At 74.0% G+C, this 17,228-nt stretch carries 16 protein-coding genes; 1 reads left to right on the top strand and 15 read right to left on the bottom strand.

Going from position 1 to position 17,228, the window contains the following annotated elements; genetic code table 11:
• Positions 1-216 precede the first annotated feature (216 nt).
• Positions 217-939, bottom strand: a complete 723-nt coding sequence (locus ACWGB8_RS21125; RefSeq protein ID WP_452215071.1) for a helix-turn-helix domain-containing protein — start codon at positions 937-939, stop codon at positions 217-219.
• Between the two features lie 232 nt (positions 940-1,171).
• Between ACWGB8_RS21125 and ACWGB8_RS21120 the strand changes: the two genes are divergently transcribed.
• On the top strand, positions 1,172-1,834 hold the full coding sequence (locus tag ACWGB8_RS21120; protein WP_452215070.1) for a DUF4097 family beta strand repeat-containing protein: 663 nt from the start codon (positions 1,172-1,174) through the stop codon (positions 1,832-1,834).
• A 95-nt stretch (positions 1,835-1,929) separates the two neighbouring features.
• Here ACWGB8_RS21120 and ACWGB8_RS21115 read toward each other — a convergent pair whose 3' ends face one another.
• From ACWGB8_RS21115 to ACWGB8_RS21050, 14 genes are all read right to left on the bottom strand, one after another.
• Positions 1,930-3,357, bottom strand: coding sequence for an MFS transporter (locus ACWGB8_RS21115; RefSeq protein WP_452215069.1), 1,428 nt, complete (start codon positions 3,355-3,357; stop codon positions 1,930-1,932).
• Positions 3,354-3,761 (bottom strand): DUF3291 domain-containing protein, encoded by a 408-nt coding sequence (locus ACWGB8_RS21110; RefSeq protein ID WP_452215068.1) that lies wholly within the window; start codon positions 3,759-3,761, stop codon positions 3,354-3,356. Before ACWGB8_RS21110 ends, ACWGB8_RS21115 begins: the two co-directional genes overlap by 4 nt.
• A 299-nt stretch (positions 3,762-4,060) precedes the next feature.
• Entirely contained in the window at positions 4,061-4,243 is a 183-nt protein-coding gene (locus ACWGB8_RS21105) for a hypothetical protein (protein WP_452215067.1), read from the bottom strand.
• 96 nt (positions 4,244-4,339) lie between these two features.
• Positions 4,340-4,690 (bottom strand): hypothetical protein, encoded by a 351-nt coding sequence (locus ACWGB8_RS21100; RefSeq protein ID WP_452215066.1) that lies wholly within the window; start codon positions 4,688-4,690, stop codon positions 4,340-4,342.
• 318 nt (positions 4,691-5,008) lie between these two features.
• The gene (locus ACWGB8_RS21095) at positions 5,009-6,022 is read right to left on the bottom strand and encodes a LuxR C-terminal-related transcriptional regulator (protein ID WP_452215065.1); all 1,014 of its coding nucleotides are present in this window, start codon (positions 6,020-6,022) and stop codon (positions 5,009-5,011) included.
• 265 nt (positions 6,023-6,287) lie between these two features.
• Positions 6,288-8,177 (bottom strand): BTAD domain-containing putative transcriptional regulator, encoded by a 1,890-nt coding sequence (locus ACWGB8_RS21090; RefSeq protein ID WP_452215064.1) that lies wholly within the window; start codon positions 8,175-8,177, stop codon positions 6,288-6,290.
• Positions 8,178-8,367: 190 nt separating this feature from the next.
• A complete protein-coding gene (locus ACWGB8_RS21085; protein WP_452215063.1) occupies positions 8,368-8,640 on the bottom strand; it encodes an acyl carrier protein in 273 nt (90 codons plus the stop codon).
• Between the two features lie 163 nt (positions 8,641-8,803).
• Complete coding sequence (locus ACWGB8_RS21080; protein ID WP_452215062.1) at positions 8,804-10,567, bottom strand: acyl-CoA dehydrogenase; 1,764 nt, start codon at positions 10,565-10,567, stop codon at positions 8,804-8,806.
• On the bottom strand, positions 10,564-12,342 hold the full coding sequence (locus tag ACWGB8_RS21075) for an acyl-CoA dehydrogenase family protein (RefSeq protein ID WP_452215061.1): 1,779 nt from the start codon (positions 12,340-12,342) through the stop codon (positions 10,564-10,566). The genes ACWGB8_RS21080 and ACWGB8_RS21075 overlap by 4 nt, the downstream gene beginning before the upstream one ends.
• The gene (locus ACWGB8_RS21070; RefSeq protein ID WP_452215060.1) at positions 12,339-14,111 is read right to left on the bottom strand and encodes a fatty acyl-AMP ligase; all 1,773 of its coding nucleotides are present in this window, start codon (positions 14,109-14,111) and stop codon (positions 12,339-12,341) included. The genes ACWGB8_RS21075 and ACWGB8_RS21070 overlap by 4 nt, the downstream gene beginning before the upstream one ends.
• 47 nt (positions 14,112-14,158) lie before the next feature.
• A complete protein-coding gene (locus ACWGB8_RS21065) occupies positions 14,159-14,365 on the bottom strand; it encodes an MbtH family protein (protein ID WP_452215059.1) in 207 nt (68 codons plus the stop codon).
• 154 nt (positions 14,366-14,519) lie between these two features.
• Positions 14,520-14,939, bottom strand: coding sequence for a YbaK/EbsC family protein (locus ACWGB8_RS21060; RefSeq protein WP_452215072.1), 420 nt, complete (start codon positions 14,937-14,939; stop codon positions 14,520-14,522).
• Between the two features lie 320 nt (positions 14,940-15,259).
• A complete protein-coding gene (locus ACWGB8_RS21055) occupies positions 15,260-16,252 on the bottom strand; it encodes a TauD/TfdA family dioxygenase (protein ID WP_452215058.1) in 993 nt (330 codons plus the stop codon).
• Positions 16,253-16,273: 21 nt separating this feature from the next.
• Positions 16,274-17,218, bottom strand: a complete 945-nt coding sequence (locus tag ACWGB8_RS21050) for a TauD/TfdA family dioxygenase (protein WP_452215057.1) — start codon at positions 17,216-17,218, stop codon at positions 16,274-16,276.
• Positions 17,219-17,228: the final 10 nt, after the last annotated feature.

Below are 17,228 nucleotides of genomic sequence, written 5' to 3'. Positions count from 1 at the left end.
CCCCCCGCCCCCCCCCCCCCCCGCCTTTAATGATCCGGCCACCACCTAGATATACACTTATTACTCGGGGGGCTGCGTCTGTTGTTTATATCTGACTGTACGAGGACTGACCCCCGCCACGGGGGGCTACGGGCGCACCACCCGGGGGTGGTGCGCCCTTCGCCGTCCCCGACCGCGCGGCCGGGGACGCGAGCGGTCGCGCGGTCGAGCGGTCGGCTAGGCCGGGGGTGCGGGCTTGGTGTGCAGGACCTCGCGGGCCTGCTCCGCGGCGCGCACGATGCTCTCGGTGACGAAGTCGACGAAGCGGGCGACGTTCTCCAGCCGGGCGGCCGCCGGGGTGCCGGACCCGAGCACGCCGACGCCCTGCCGCGCGGTCTCGGCGAGGGCGGCCGTGCCGCGGGCGCTGGCCAGCATCGACTGGTACCAGACGTCGTCGTCGGCGACGTAGCGCTCGCGGCGGCGCTCGTCGCGCTCGCGCCGGACGAGGCCCTGGGCGTCCAGGTACGCGATCGCCTTGGAGACGGACGCCGGGCTGACCTGGAGGCGCTGGACCAGTTCGGCCGCGGTGAGGCTGCCCGCGTCACTGGTGAACAGGCAGACCAGCACCCGGGCCGTCATCTTCGGCACGCCCGTCTGCATGAGGACGGTGGTGAACAGTTCCTCGTACTCGCGCACCGCCTCCGGGTCGCGGCCGTACGGCTGCGGGGGCGCCTCGGCCCCCTGGGGGGCGGCGACCCTGCGCCGGTGCGCGCGGCGCTCGGTGGCCCGGTGGGCGAGGTCCGCACGGTAGGCGGTGGGGCCGCCGTTGCGCATCACCTCGCGGGTGACCGTCGATGTCGGACGGTCGAGGCGCCGGGCGATCTCCGCGTAGGCGAGGCCGTCGGCCAGCCCCACGGCGATCTGCTGGCGTTCCAGCTGGGTGAGCCTGCCTCCCGGCACTGTGAGCCTCCTCTGCGCTTCCGATGCCGCCAGCATAGCGTTCACCTCGATTCAGTTGCAACGAAGCCCGTAGCTGATGTTGCGTTACATGCAGAGTCGTTGCAACGATCTTGCGGTTCTCACCTGCATATATGCCGATTGGACGCAACGAGATGGTTGCGACGCAAGCGAAGGCAACGTAGCGTTTGCGTTGTCAGAAACACGGAGCACAACGAACACCGGAGAGCCCGCCATGCAGCAGTTCGCCACCACCGCCCCGATCGCCGCCGTCCTGGACATCCCGGCCGGGCAGGTGCGGTTCGTCGCCGCCGACCGCGCCGACACCACCGTCGAGGTCCGCCCCGCCGACCCCGGCAAGGCCCGCGACGTCAAGGCCGCCGAGCAGACCGGGATCGCCTACGCCGACGGCGTCCTGACCGTCCGCAACACCGTCGGCGACAAGCTGATCGGCACCCCCGGCTCGATCGAGGTCACCGTTCACCTCCCCGTCGGCTCCACCGTCGAGGCCAGGACCGCCAGCGCCGACCTCCGCTGCACCGGCCGCCTCGGCCACGTCGCCCACGACAGCGCGCACGGCACGGTCGCCATCGACGAGGCCGCCGGCGCCCGCATCGCCCTCCAGGCCGGCGACATCGTGCTCGGCCGCCTCACCGCCGGCTCCGAGATCACCACCGGCAAGGGCGACATCCGCATCACCGGGGCCACCGCCGGCACCCTCACCCTGCGCACCGAGGCCGGCTCCATCACCGTCGACACCGCCGCCGGCGCCTCCGCCACCCTCGACGCCCGCACCGCCTACGGCCGCGTCCACAACGCGCTGCGCAACGCCGGCACCCCCGACGTCGCCGTCCACGCCACCACCGGCTACGGCGACATCACCGCCCGCAGCAACTGACCCGGGGCTGCGGCGATGCGCCACCGCAACCGGGCCGGGCCGCCGGACCCGCGCGGTCCGACGGCCCGGTCGATCCCCGGCGGCTCAGGCGGGGCCTAGCCGCCGGCCCGGCCGGCCGCCCGGTGGTGCGGGATCGCCAGGGCGCAGAGCGCGCCCAGCAGGACGACGGCGACGCCGACCCAGACCGCCGGCACCATGCCGTCGACGAATCCCTGGGCGCTGCGGTCGTCCCCGTGGTCGGCGAAGACCGTCCCGAGCACCGCGATGCCCAGTGCCCCGCCGATCTCCCGCACGGTGGTGTTGGCCCCGGAGGCCTTCCCCTGGTGCTCGGTCCGCACCGCGCCCAGCACCACCGCCGCGGTCGGCGCGAAGGCGAAGCCCATCCCGACGCCGCCCAGCACCATCGCGCCGACCAGCCGCGCGTACGGGGTGTCGGCGGTGGCCACCAGGTTCAGCCAGGCCAGGGCGATCCCCTGGAGGAACAGCCCGAGCGCGATCAGCCGGCCGCCGCCCACCCGGTCGGTGATCACCCCGGCCAGCGGTGCGATCACCATCGGCATCAGCGTCCAGGCCAGGGTCAGCAGGCCCGCGTGCAGCGGGGTGCGGGCCGGGGCGACCTGGAGGTACTGGGAGAGCAGGAAGATCGCGCCGAACACCCCGAAGTACATCGTCGCGGAGGTGACGTTGCAGAGCACGAAGGAGCGGATCCGGTAGAACGAGAGCGGCAGCAGCGGGTGCGGCGCCCGGCGCTCCCAGAGCACGAAGGCCGCCAGCAGCGCGACCGCCGCGGCGAACGCGCCCAGCACCGCCGGCGAACCCCAGCCCTTCGACTCCCCGTTGACGATGCCCCAGACCAGGGCGACCAGGCCGCCGGTGGCGAGCAGCATGCCGGGCAGGTCGAGCCGGGTGCCGGCCACCTTGCTCTCGTCCAGCACCCGGAGCACCAGCGGGACGGCGAGCAGGCCGACCGGGACGTTGATCCAGAAGATCCACTGCCAGGCCAGCCCGTCGACCACCGCACCGCCGACCACCGGGCCGAAGGCGACCGCCAGGCCGCTGATCGCCGACCAGAGGCCGAGCGCCAGACCGCGCCGCCGCTCGGGCACCGCCGCGGCGAGCAGGGTCAGCGACAGCGGCATCACCGCCGCCGCACCGAAGCCCTGCACGGTGCGGGCGAGGATCAGCCCGCCGGTGCTGTCGGCCAGCCCGCAGCCCACCGAGGCGACCGTGAACAGCACGATGCCCAGGGCGAAGACGCGCCGCCGCCCGAACCGGTCGCCGAGTGCGGCGCCGGTCAGCAGCAGGCAGGCGAAGGAGAGCACGTAGGCGTTGACGAACCACTGCAGGTCCGTGGTGGAGGCGTTCAGGTCGACGGCCAGGGTGCGCAGGGCGGTGGTCACCACCAGGTTGTCCAGCGCGACCATGAACATCGGCAGGCTGCACGCGACGATCGTCAGCCAGAGCGGCACCCGGCGGCCCGGTGCCGCGGCGGGCGGGGCCGCCACCCGTTCGACCGTGCTCATCGGACGGCCCCCTCGCCCTGCTCCGCGGCGAGCCGGCGGCGGGCCTCGGCCCAGTCGATCGGCAGGTCCTCGACCGGCACCTCCCAGAAGGTGAAGACCGAGGAGCGCATGGTGGAGCGCAGCCCGGTCATGATGCCGCGGTGCGGTTCGGCCCGCGCGTAGCCGTACAGGGCCTCGCGGCTCTCCCAGGCGGAGAGGGTGAGGAACTCCCGCCGGAGCGGACGGGCCACCAGCGAGGCACCCAGGGCCCCGGGGGCGGTCCGCACCTGGCGCCAGGCGGCCAGGGACTTCCGGAAGAAGCGGGGGACGTCCCGCAGCGAGCGGACCTCGAAGCGCGAGGCCATCACGACGGCCCTGGTCCCGGGGACCGCGGGGTTGGGCACTGTCCAGGGCAGGGTGGGCATGGCGACCCCTCCTCAGCATGGGTAGTGGCGAGTGGCACTACCCATAATAGAGCGCGGCACTGTCCACTATCCAGTCCTGTCGCCGGGGAGGCCGCGAACGGCCCGCCGGGGCAATCGGAGCCGGAGCGTCCCCGTCCAGTCGGGTGAACAGCGGGCCACATCCGGACGACGCGGTGTGCACAAAACGGAATGGCCGCCTCGGCAAACCCGGAATGAGCTGGGAGAACGTCCGGAAAGCCGAAACGGCCCGCCGATCGAATCGGCGGGCCGCGGATGTTACCGGCGAGGAAAGTTACTCGTCAGTCCCAGCTGTTGTTGTCGGTGGTGGCCGTGGCCGTGGTGCTCGGCTCGCCGTCCGCGCGCACCGCCGCGGAGGCGTGCTTGCGCGATCCCAGCGAGTCGAACAGGTCGGCCGCCGGCCCCACCGAAATGCCGATTGCGGTGAATACCGAGCACGCCACAATCAGCTTGGCCATCTTCATGGCTGCAATCCCCCGTCGTCAGAACCGCTCCGTCTCTGTGAAAAGCTTCGCATCGGGCCCGGGGTAGTGTCATCGGCAATCCGGTGCAGACTACTGTCATGGCAACTCCCTGCCTCCGGAACGCTCCCCGGCCGCACCGCCGGCGCCGTCCTGCCCGGAAAGGCTGCGGAGCGCCATTTCGGCCACACTGACCGGATGGCACCGGAGCAGCCGGCCGATCATTGCCCCGTCCGGCGCCCGGAGGTACTTCAGGCAAAGCGCCCGGGTCGCCACCTCGGCCGCTTCGACGCAATGCGTCCGAACAAAGAAGACCACGTAAACGATCCCGCCGACCGGCTGGGCAAAAACGTGTTCGACCCCGTGCCGCGGATCCGAGAATTCCACCAACCGGTCCCGCAATACGGTCATCGCGGGGATGCGGGCGAGCTCCAACTGCGCCTGGATCATGTACATACGGCTCCTGCCGCGAGGGGCGGAGGGCAGCACCCGTCGACCGGGCGCGGCGGACCCGCGAGCGGGCAGGCGGAACCCGGGCGCCGGGGAGCACCCGTACGCCCCACGACGGTCGAGTGTGGGAGGGGAGGCGTGCGGAGGGGACGGGGGACGTCCCGGAGCACGGCTCACGGGGGGAAGCCGTCCGCTCCAGGACGTCCGCTGAACATTGTGGGGGCCCGCGGAGCACGGCAGGGCACGGCGGGCGCGCCGGAAGCGGTCACGGCAACTTGCTGCCAACCACTGGACGGGCCGCCGGGAGGGGGCGCCCCGTCAGTTCACCGCGTCCGGATCCACCCAGCCGCGCAGGGCCGCCTTGGCGCCCATCTGGAAACGGCTCTTGGCCTTGAGCTTCCCCGCCACACTGGCGGTGATCCGGCGGCCGGTGCGCACCGAGACGCCCAGCCGCTTGGCCACCACGTCGTCGGTGCAGCCCTGGGCGAGCAGTTCGAGGATCGCCCGCTCCTGGCTCGTCAGCTCCTCCTCGCCCTCGGCCTCCGCCGCGTCGGGTTCGAGGTCCACCGGGATCGCCGAGGACCAGTAGCGCTCAAACAGTTCGCCGAGCGCCGTCACCACCCCGGGGCCCTCCAGGAGCATCGCGCCCCTGCTGGTGTCCGCCGGGTCGACCGGCACGATGGCCGTCCGGCTGTCGTAGATGACCATGCGCGGCGGCAGCGTGGGGGCCAGCCGGACCTGCGCGCCGGCCCGGATCAGCCAGCGCGCGTAATCCATCGTGGCGCTGTCGTTGGAGATGCTCTGCAAATAGATGCTGCGCATCTGCACCCCGCGTTCCAGCACCGCGAGGTCCAGCGGTTTGCTCGCCTCCATGCTCGCGGCCGACTGCGCGCCGGACGGAACGAATCCGACGACCTCCTTCTGGCAGGCGTGCGCCAGGGATTCGATTCGCAGCCGGACCGAATCGATTCCGTCGAGCTGCTCGACCGTCGGATTGCCCCGGGACCGGACGATGGAGGAGTAATCCGCGATGACGTTCTCGATGGCCAGCCGGCTGATTTCCAGATCCCGCTGGCGGCGCTGGAGCTCGGCCTCCCGCATGTAGAGCAGGGAGGCCAGGCCGACCTGCGGCTCGACGGCGCGGAGAAAGCCCTCGGACTCCCAGGACGGGCGGACCAGGGAGAGTTTGGCGAGCTCGTCCATACCGGACCGCACCCGCGCTTCGTCCCACCCGAGGCGCAGCGCGATATCGCCGACACCGACGTTCGGCTCGCGCAGCATTTCCTGGTAGACGAATTCGGCGTCTTCCCCTACGCCCAAGAGCTTCAGCATCAGACTCCGGCCCCCGTTTCGTGTGGCCGCCCCTCCTTCGGCCACGCACCCGATTCTGGCCGTGCCGTCGCCACAGGTCAACACAGGAGCGGCCCGACCTCGTCCCGGCGCAATCGATCCGGTTTCCCGGCCGATCGCTGAACCTCCGCGGCCCGCCGGACGTTGCGGAAATTTCCGGGTAACACGGTGCCCGGCGCGCGACCCCGTCCGGACGACCCGTCCGGGCAGCCGACCTGACGGACCGACCGGCCGTCCGGACGGACCGTCAGTGCCGGTCGGCGAGCACCGGCACGCCGCAGAAGCCGCGCGGGGCCGGCTGCCGGCGGCGCTGCGGGACCACCATCGGGTGCGCCGGGACCTGGGACGGAACGGCCCGCACCGGCCGGGCGATCAGCCGCACCAGCTCGTGGAACTGGTACCGCGGGCGCCCCGCGTCGTCCGGGCCGCGCATCTCCAGCAGCGCGGCGGCGACCAGGTCCTCCAGCACCCGCTCGGCCGCGTCCTCGGTGAGGCCGGTGGCCGCGGCGGCCTCGGTGACCGAGAACGGCAGGGCCCCGAGCGCGGCCAGTCGCGGCATGGCCCGGCGGCTGTGCGCCGTCTCCGCGCTCAGGGTCCTCACCAGCGAGCGCCTGACGTCCAGTTCGCCGAAGCGCAGCTCGCCGAGCCGGCTCGCCGGGGGCGCCAGCAGCTGCGCCAGCCGGGCGGCGGGCCACTGCGGGCGGGTGGCCAGCCGGACCCCGGCGATCCGCAGGGCCAGCGGCAGTCCGGCGCACAGCCGCACGATCTCCAGCGCCGCGGCCGGGTCGGCGGCGACCCGCTCCGGGCCGGCCACCGCGGTGAGCAGCGCCAGGCTCTGCTCGCGGTCCAGCGGGCGCAGCACCAGGGTGTCCGGGCCGGCGACCGAGGCCAGGTAGCGGCGGCTGGTGACGAGGGTGCGGGCGACCGCGCTGTTCGGCAGCAGCGGGGTCAGCTGGGCGTCGCCCGCCACGTCGTCCAGCACCACCAGCAGTCGGCGGCCTGCGGTCGCGGTGCGGTAGCGGCGGACCAGTTCGTCGAGGTCGGCCGGCGAGCCGGACGGGTCCTCGCCGAGGCCGCGCAGGAAGCCCTCCAGGACCTCCGCGGGGTCCTTCGGGGTGCCGTCCGGGCGGTGCAGTTCGGCGTACAACTGCCCGTCGGGGAAGGACTCCAGGGCACTGTGCGCGGCGTGCACGGCGAGCGCCGTCCGGCCGATGCCGGGCATCCCGGTGACCTGGAGGCAGCGGGCGCGGCCCGCGGTGCCCGGGCCGGACTCCAGCGCCCGTCTCAGCCAGGCGAGTTCGGCGGTGCGGACGGTGGGGCCGGCCGCGTCGGGCGGGAGCATCGCCGGCACCCGGCGGGCGGCCGGGGCGGTCAGCCCGACCGGTTCGGCGGCCGGGGCGGCCAGGCCGGAGCCGCCGTTGAGGACAGCCTGGTGGACCTGGTTCAGCAGCCCGCCGGGGTCGACGCCGAGCTCCTCGGCGAGCACCTCGCGGCCGGCCTGGTAGGCCGCCAGCGCGTCGGCCTGCCGGTCGCAGCGGTAGAGCGCGGTCATGTACTGGGCGCGCAGCCGCTCGCGGAGCGGGTGCTCGCCCACCAGCCCGGTGAGCTCGCCGACGAGTTCGCGGTGCCGGCCGAGCGCGAGGTCGGCCTCGATGCAGTCCTCGACGACGGCGAGCCGGGTCTCGGCCAGCTGCGGGCCCTCGGCGTCGGCCAGGAACTCGGTCACGTTGGCCAGCGCCGGGCCCCGCCAGAGCGAGAGCGCGGCACGGAGCCGGGCGGAGGCCTCCTCGTGGCGGCGGCGGGCCAGGGCGTCGCGGCCGAGTTCGGCGGTCCGCTCGAACTCGGCGAGGTCGAAGCGCGCGGAGCCGATCCGGATCTGGTACCCGGGCGACTGGCGCACCAGTTCGGCGTCCGGCCCGAGGTACTTCCGCAGCCGCGAGATGTACGTGTAGATCTGCGCGTGCATCGTGGTGGGCGGCTCCCACCCCCACAGCAGCTCGCTCAGGCGGTTGTGGGCCACCGTCCGGCCGCGGGCCAGCAGCAGGGCCGCCAGCACCGTGTGCACCTTGGCCCCCGACAGCGGTACGCGGCCCTGTGCACCGCGTACCTCCACCGGACCCAGAATCTGAAAGTCCACTGCTCCCCCTTGGCCGAACGTTGCCCAGCGTGGCGATTCTCGCCGTGCCGGACCCGGCCCGGCGGGCTCGGGAGCTGTCAAGATGCTGCCCAGGCAGTCAACTGCCACCGGCCGCCGGGGGAGGCGTGGAAGGGGGCCGCGACCGGACGCCCGGAGGTGTCAGGTCATGGTCATGCCATAGTCTACGGGACTACTTGCCCAGTTCCTCCGTGAGGAAACCGACGATCGCGTCGACGGTCGGATAGTCCCAGGCCAGGGTCGGGTCCACCTCGATGCCGTACTCGTCGTCGATGTCGCCGCACAGGGTCAGGGCGTAGACGGAGTCCAGCCCGTACTCGACCAGCTTGACGTCCGGGGCGATCTCGGAGACCGGCCGCTCCACGTAGAGGGCCACGCGTTCGAGCAGCCAGGCGCGGACCGACTCGGCGGTCACGTCCTGCTGCGGGGGGACGGAAATGGTCACGGTGCTCTTCCTCTCGTACCGGCGCGCCGGGGCGCACCGGGGCCTGCAGGGAATTCGCCGGTCGGTCGGACCGGTCGACGGAGCGGCCGGCGCGGACCGGCCGCACGGGGCGGCCGGTCCGGCCGGTCGACGGGGGCGCCCGCGGGGCGCGGGCCCGGGGAGGTCAGCCGAAGCGGCGGCCGACGAGGTCGAAGTCCCGCCGGGCGCCGTGCCGTTCCACCAGCTCGGCGAAGACGTCCGCCTCCAGCCCGTCCAGGCCGGCCACCGGCGGGTGCCCGAGCCGGGCCGTCAGCCGGGCCAGCGCCGCGGTCAGCCAGCGGGTGTCGGTGACGAAGGCGCTCGGGTGGTGCCGGTTGTACCGCCACACCCCCAGGCAGGAGGCGGCCGCCAGCAGCAGCGCGTACCGCTCGGCGTACGCGAAGCTGGCGGGCGAGGCCAGCGGGGTGCGGTCGCGCGGCGCCAGTTCGGCGCAGCGGCGCTTCAGCTCCGCCAGCTCCGCGAGCAGCAGGTCGCAGAGCGCGCGCAGCGGGCGGTCCTCGGACACCTCCGCGGCGATCTCCGGCAGGGTGGCGAGGAGGCTGTCCTCGCGCGGCGAGCTGATGCCCAGCCGTGCCATGTCCAGCTCGGGCAGCGGGGCGTCCAGCCGGAACAGCTCGGCGGGCGCCCCCGGGCCGTTCAGCCAGCTGCGGCGGGCCAGCCGCGGCAGCTGCGGGATCACGGTGGCCTGGCAGACCGTGCCGCCGGCGTGCACCAGCGAGGCGATCGGGAGGTCCCGCAGGTGCTTCTGGAAGATCGCGTGCGGCCCCTCGCGCAGGAAGGACCGGGCGCCCAGGACGGTCGCCAGCTCGTCCACCGAGTCCCGCATCAGCAGCGGCACCAGGTACTTCACCGCCGCCGAGTACAGGTTGGTCTGCTGCGGCAGCAGGTGCAGCGCCCGGCAGGCGGTGGTCGCCAGGCTGTCGCAGACCAGCAGGTCGAGGAAGGCCCCGGCGAGCACCGAGCGGGCGTGCGGCAGCTCGGCCACCGTCCGCCCGTACAGCCGCCGTTCCAGGGCGAAGTCCAGGACGGTCCGCAGCTGGGTGTCCAGGGTGCCGACGGCGGCGGCGGGCAGCGTGGAGCGGGTGACCTGGAAGGCCCGCAGGATGGTCTCGAAGGCCTCGCCGAGCCGGCCCGCCACGGTCTCCAGCGGGACGGCGCAGTCGCGGAACTCCACCCCGCCCAGGTACAGCCCGCGCACCCCGACCGTCCGGTAGCGCGGCAGGAAGTGCACGCCCTCCCGGGGCAGCTCCGCCCGGTCGAGCAGCACCATGGAGTGGCTGCGGCTGCCCGGCTCGTCGCTGGTGCGGGCCAGAACGGTGATCGCCTCGGCCCGCGCGAGGTTGTTGATGATCTCCTTGCGGCCGGTCAGCCGCAGCTGCCGCCCGTCGATCCGGGCCTGGAACGCCGAGCGCGCGACGTCGTTGCCGGTCGCCATGTCGGTGTACGCGGCGGCGATCCGCCCGTTGCGCAGCAGGATGTCGGCCACCCGGCGCTGCTGCGCGGCGCTGCCGGCCGACCAGACGTTGACCGAGCCGACCAGGTTGCTCGCGCCGTGGCCCAGGCCCAGCGCGGCGTCCCGGCGGAACAGCGGGCGCAGCACCCGGGCCAGCCGGTCGGCCTCGGCGAGCCGGCCGCCGAGCCGGGTCGGCACGAACTCCGCGCCCAGCCCGAAGGCGTCCAGCAGGCGCTCGCCGGCGAACGGCAGGTCGCCGCGCTCGTCGGCCGCCACGATCCCGGCGAAGCCGAGCGGGTTCTGCGGGTCGTGCGGGTCGCCGAAGAGGCGCTCCAGCGGGACGGGGGTGTCCAGGTCGGCGAAGAGCCCGCGGTCGGGCCCGGCGGTCCCGTCGGCCGCCGGGGCGGTCCTGGTGTCGGCGGGTGCGGTGGTCATCGGCCTGCCTCCTCGGGCGCACGGGACCGGTCGACGGAGTACGGCAGCAGCGAGACCAGCAGACCGGCGCGGTGCTGGGCGGCGACGACCGGCGCCAGCCGCTCGAACACCTCGTCGTCGCCGGCGGGCAGGGCGCCCGGCCGGATCAGCGCCGCCACCCGGGCCAGCGCGGCCTCCAGCCAGAGGCCGTCGCGCCACAGCTGCGCGGTGGGGCCGCCGTCGGCGAGCGCCGCCGCGGAGCTGCGCAGCCACAGGTGGACGGCCGCGGCCCCGGCGAAGCACCGGGCGTAGTCCTCGGCCAGCGTGAACGCCTCGCGCGGCACCTCGACGGCGGTCGGCCGGTACCGCGCGATCCGGGCGAGGACGTCCTCGGTCGCCGCGAGCAGCGCCTCGGCCCGACGGGCCAGCGAGGCCGGCAGCTCGCCCTTGGCGGCCAGCTCGACCAGCTCGCGGACGGCCTCCGGCAGCGCCTGGACCGGACTGCAGCCGGCCCGGGCGAGCAGGGACAGCTGCGCGCGGTCGAAGTCCGGCAGCTCCGCGCCGAGGTCGGCCGCGGCCGCGAGCCCGGCGGCGTCCACCCGGCCGCGCCGGTGCGCCCGCTCCAGGAACGGGAACTGGTTGATCAGCGCGTGCAGGTTGACCAGCGTGCTGCCGTCGAAGATGCCGACGATCCGGTGGTCGCGCTGGACCTTCTGGAACCGGCCGTGCTCGTAGGTGTCGCCGACCACCAGCGAACGGGCGCCCATGACGCCGCCGAGCCTGGTCAGCGCGCCCTGCACCACCGTCGGCACCAGGTACTTGGTGGCCGCCGAGGCCACCGCCAGCTCGCCGGTGAGCGCGTGGATGCCGCGGCTCGCGAGCAGCGACACCGCCTCGGCGAGCAGCAGGTCGGCCGCCGCCTCGGCGACCGTGCGGCGGGACTGCGGCAGGTCGAACAGCGGCCGGTCGTACATGGTGCGCCGGTGCGTGTAGTCGAGGACCATGCCGAGCGCGTGGTCCCCGGCGCCGAGCGAGAGCGAGGAGCAGAGCGTCCGGGTGAGCTGGAGGCTCTTCAGGACGGTCTCCAGGCCCTCGCCCTCGGCGCCGATCCGGGCCGCGGCCGGCAGCGGGGCGTCGTGGAAGGCGATGCCGCTGATGTCGGCGCCGCGGATGCCGTGCAGCCGGGTGCCGGGCAGCAGGGTGAACTCCCCCGGCGCCAGCGGCCGCTTGTCCACCAGGAACAGGCTGAGGGCGCGCGGCCCCTCGCCGCCTGTGCGGGCCAGCACGCAGACGAGGTGGCCGCGGTTGGCGTTGTTGATCAGCCACTTCTCGCCGGTGAGGCGGTAGCCGCCCCCGACCGGCTCGGCGGTGACGTCCCCGGCCATCAGGTCGCTGCCGTGCTCGCGCTCGGTCAGGCCCCAGGAGACGACCGCGCCGTCGCGGACGTCGGCACCCAGCCGGGCGGCCTGCTCCGCGGTGCCGCCGGTCCACACCGAGACGGCCCCGAGGAAGGTCTTGCCGTGGGCGATCGCCGAGGTCAGGTCGCGCCGGGCGATCGTCCGCATCAGCTGGACGGCGGAGTCGTAGCGGGCCAGCGAACCGCCGTGGGCGACCGGGACGTAGTGGTCCGGCAGGCCCAGCAGGTCCAGCTCGCGGACGATCTCCAGCGGGAACCGCTCGTGCTCGTCGAGGTCCGCGATCCGCCGGTGGGAGAAGATCCGCCCGTCGTCCCGGGGGTCGCCGAGCTCCCGGTCGAGCGCCCGGGCGGCCCGCAGGGACGGGTGGACCGTGCTCACGCGCCCGCCCCGATCCGTCCGTAGGTGCCCCGGACCTCGGCGCTGAGCTCCTGGTAGACCGGCTCCAGCTCGCCGCCCATGAACAGCTCGCGCATCAGCGAGCGCTGGATCTTGCCGCTGGACGTCTTGCGCACCGAACCGGGGCGCAGCAGCACCACGTTGGGCACCCGGACGCCGAGCCGCTCGGTGAGCGCCCCGCGGATCTCCCCGGCCAGCGCCGAGAGGTCGGCCGCCTCCAGGCCGCGCGGCCGCAGCTCCTGGAGGACCACGACCTGCTCCTTGGGCGCGGGCACCGAGAAGACGCTGCCGGCCAGCCCGTTGAAGCTCTCGTGCAGCGCCGCCACCTCGCGCTCCGCGTCGTACGGGTAGAGGTTCTTGCCGTTGACGACCAGGACCTCCTTGATCCGGCCGGTGACGTACAGCTCGCCGTCGGCCAGCACCCCGAGGTCGCCGGTGCGCAGGAACGGGCCGTCGCCGTCCGCGTCGACCGCCGCGAAGGTCTCCGCGGTGGCCTCCGGACGGCCCCAGTAGCCCGCCGCCACGCTGGCCCCGCGCACCCAGATCTCGCCGACCCGGCCGTCCGGCAGGGCCGCCCGGGTCGCCGGGTCGACGATCCGCACGTCCAGCGTCGGCACCCGGCCGCTGCTCACCAGCAGCGGGCCGTCGGCGGCGTCGGCGACCGGGCGGAACTCGTTCCCGCGCAGCGCCTCCGCGTCGACCCGGGCGGTCAGGAAGCCGCGCCCGCGCGGGGTGCCGGAGACCAGCAGGGTCGTCTCGGCCATGCCGTAGCAGGGCTTGAGGGCGTCCGGCCGCAGCCCGGCCGGGGCGAATCGCTCGGTGAAGCGGCGCAGGGTCAGGGCGTCCACCGGCTCGGCGCCGTTGAGCGCGCAGCGCAGCGTGGAGAGGTCCAGCGCGGCGATCTGCTCGTCGGTGGCCCGCCGGCTGCACAGCTCGTAGGCGAAGTTGGGCGCGGCGGTCGCGGTGATCCGGTACTCGTCGATCAGCTGCAGCCAGCGCATCGGGTGGCGCACGAAGTCGGTGGGGGCCATCAGCATGGTGCTCGCCCCGCAGGACAGCGGCCAGAGGAACTGCCCGACCAGGCCCATGTCGTGGTAGAGCGGGAGCCAGCCGCAGAAGGAGTCCTCCGGGCCGGCGTCGAAGGCCGCCGAGATGCTGTGCAGGTTGTGCATCAGCGCGCCGTGGCCGACCACGACGCCCTTGGGCTCGCTGGTGGAGCCCGAGGTGTACTGGATGAACGCGATCGTGTCGGCGGTGTTGCCCGGGTCGGTCCACTGCGGCGCGCCGTCGGGGGCCGGCGCGCCGAGCGGCAGGGTGTCGCTGGCGGTCACCGGCAGGTCGCCGAGGCCGGCGCCGGCCAGGAACTCCTGCACCCCGGCCAGCCGGGGGGTGTCGGTGAGCACGACGGCGACGCCGGCGTCCCGCACCACCCCGGCGGTCCGGTCGTGGCTGCCCCGGGCAGCGTCCGGGAGCGGGGAGTGGACGACGGCGACGCCCGCGTACAGGCAGCCGATCATCGCCCGGACCAGGTCGAGCCCGGTCGGGTACAGCAGCAGGGCGCGGTCCCCCGGCCGGTGGCCGGTCTGCAGCCAGGCGGCGAACCGCCTCGCCTCGGCGTCGAGCCGACCGTAGGTCAGCTCCTCGACCAGCGGTCCGGACCGCTGGTAGCCCACCGAGCGGACCGCCACCCGGTCGGGGTGTTCGCGGGCCTGGCGCGCGATGACCTGCACGAGGTCGTCAAACCGGTTCATCTTCCGTCTCCGAGGGTGGCGGTGGGTGGCGTGGGGACCTGGCGGGCTCAGCTCGCCGCGGCCTGCTCCATGCGGTGGCGCAGGCTCAGCGGACGCATGTCCGTCCAGACCTCGCCGATGTGGGCGAGGCACTCCTCGCGGCTGCCCTGCTTGCCGGCGCTGCGCCAGCCGGCGGGGATGTCCCGGCCCTCCCACCAGATCGAGTACTGCTCCTCGTCGTTGACCACGACCGTGTACGTGGCGTTGTCCGCCATGACCGTCCTCCAGGTTGGGATCGCGTGAATTCGGCACAGCAGCGCGCCGGTCCGACAGACATGCTGGGAGCGCTGCCTATAAGGCATCTATATGCGTGTTCCGGGCGGGGCGGCCCCGCCGGTGGGCCGGGGGCAGCGGCCCACCGACGGGACGTCAGGCGGCGATCGGCGCAACCGTCGGCCGGGCCAGCGCCAGGTAGTCCGGGACGGCCAGCGCGACCGACAGGTCGAGCCGTCCGGCGTTGAAGTAGATCTCGTCGTGCTCCAGCAGGCCCTCGTCGACGAGGAGGTCCAGCTCGGGCGAGAACGCGAACGGGGTGATGGAGCCGCTCACGCTGCCCGCCAGCCGCTCGGCCACGTCGCGGGTCGCGAAGGCCGCGTCCCGCCCGTCGTAGCGGTCGGCGAGGGTGCCCAGGTCGACCTGGCGGTCGCCGGGGACCACCGCGAGCACGTAGCGGCGGGAGCGCTTGCCGGTCGCCACCCGGACGACGATCGACTTGGCGGCCTGCTCCAGCGGGTGCCGGCGCAGCAGGCTCGCCACGTCGGTGCGCCCCTCGGGGGCGTGCGGGATCATCCGGTACGACGCGGCACCGGACTCCAGCAGGTCGGTCAGCCGCTCGTAGGCGGTCGGGGTGTCGGTGCCGGTGTCGGTGTCGGTGGCGGTGATGGTGGCGGTGTCAGTCACGGTCGCCTCCCCGGCGGTCGGCGGGCCCGGTGAGGCCGGCCCGGGCGGATCTGGACGGGGTGGGTCCGAACAGGGTGGAACGGCTGGTCATGTGGCATCCCAATCAGGAGTGGAGGTGGTTCGGCAGCGACAGCCGCACAACGGTCGCCACGTCCGCCGGATCGGGCCGGAGGAGCGCGGCCCTGCCCGGCGGGGGCAGGACCGCGGCGTCAGACCAGGACGGCGCCGTTGCCGGCCCGGTGCGAACGCGTACGGCGGTTGTCCAGGTGTACGAAGGTGCGGTGCAGCCAGCGGTCGCGGCCGTCGTAGCGCGGGGTGAAGGCGGTCCGGCCGTGGATGGAGACCCGGTTGTCGACGAAGGCCATCTCGCCGGACTGCAGGACCAGCGAGTCGGAGACCTCCAGGAAGGCGTCCCGCAGCCGCTCCAGGGCCGGCTTGGCGTCGTCGTCGAGCGGGGTGGTGGCGCTGAAGTCCACCCGGACGTTCGGGTCCGCGATGTCGCCGTCGAGCACCGCGTGCACCGGGGTGGCGTCGCCGCTCTGGAACGAGGGCGGCGGCGCGGTGACGAAGCGCGGCTGGTTCAGCACGTGCTTGTCCTCCGGGGACAGCAGCTGCAGCGCGCGGCGGATCGAGGAGACCAGCGTGCCCGCCGTCCCGGTGTGGTCGTTGCGCAGGCAGAGCAGGCCGACGTAGTCGGGCCGGTGCGGGTGGAAGGCGTTCTCCACGTGCAGTTCCAGCGGCACGGAGCCGGCGTTGCTCTGGGAGAACTCGCGGCCCTGCACCGGGACGATGTTCTGCACCAGGGCGCCGGACTTCTCCTCCCGGTAGGCGATCACCTCGCCGAGCTGCAGCCCGACGAGGGTGGCCACGGCGGCCGGCACGGTCGCCACCCGCTCCACGGACTCGGCCACGGTCGGGGTCTCCGGCAGCGCGCCCTCGTCCACGGGCAGATTGCCCAGGATCAGCAGTCCGTCCTCCCCCGGATCGTGCCGGTAGCGGCGGACCACCTCGCGCAGCCGGACCGGCAGCAGGCAGGAGAGCACCCGGGCGTCCTCCAGCCAGCGCGGGTCGTCGATCATCCTCGAACCGGCCGCGGCCAGCCGGTCGGCCAGCAGCCCGAGTTCCGCGCGCTCCGCGGCCTCAAGGTCGAGGCGCAGGGCGCCGGCGGCGGTGGTGCGTGCCGGTTCGGTCAGCTGAGTCATGCTTCTTCCTCTCGATGGGTACTAGCTGGACATCGCCACGAGCACGCGGCGGCTCCCGGTGAAGGGCCGCCGGCCGTGGCCGACCAGGACGTTGTCGATCAGCAGCAGGTCGCCCTGCCGCCAGTCCACGTCGACCGCGGACTCCAGGCCGCGGTCGCGGATGTGGTGCACGTACTCGGCGGGGATCGCCCCGCCGTCGGCGAAGGTCACCGACTGCGGCAGTTCGTCGGCCGGCAGCACCTTGGCCAGCGCGGCGGCGGTGTCGTCGCCGAGGCCGGCCGGGTGCCACTGGTCGGCCTGGTTGAACCAGACCTCCTGCCCGGTGACCGGGTGCCGGGTGGTGGCCGGGCGGTGCTGGCTGATGCGCAGCGAGCCGTCCCGGCGCCAGTCGCACTCCGCCTCGGTCGAGGCCAGGAACTCCTCGACCTCCGCGCGGCTCTCGGTCTCGAAGGTGGCCTGCCAGCTCTTGCCGAGGCCGCGCCCGCCGTGCAGGTTCTGCCGGTACAGGACGCCGCCCGCGAAGGCCTCGCGGACCTCGTCGCGCAGCGAGGAGAGCCAGAGCCCGCCGTCGACCACCGGGGTGGCGCCGCCGGTCTCCGCGGCCACCGCGCAGAAGAACAGCAGGCGGGCCGGCCAGCGGTGGGCGTAGGACAGCTCGTTGTGCATGGAGATGGTGAACTCGGGCGGGTACTCGGTGGAGGTGTAGACGTTGCGCCCGACCTTGGTGCGCGGCGAGTTGCCGTGCACGTAGGCGAGCCGGTCGGGCAGCAGGGCGTCCATCACCCCGTCCAGGCCGTCCTCGGGGACGTGGAAGCCGCGGAACACCACGGCCTTCTCCCGGGCCAGCAGCGCGCCCAGGTCCCCGGCCTCGGCCAGGTGGCGGGCCAGCCCGGCCGCGGTCGCCTCGGTGCCGGCGCTGTCCGGATTGATCTCCAGCGGCTTCCAGGCCGCTGCGGCGTCCGTCATCTCGGTTCCC

The organism is Kitasatospora sp. NPDC054939 (assembly GCF_053610105.1).
Note: the sequence above shows the minus strand (reverse complement) of the source record. Positions and strands in the feature narration are given on the sequence as shown.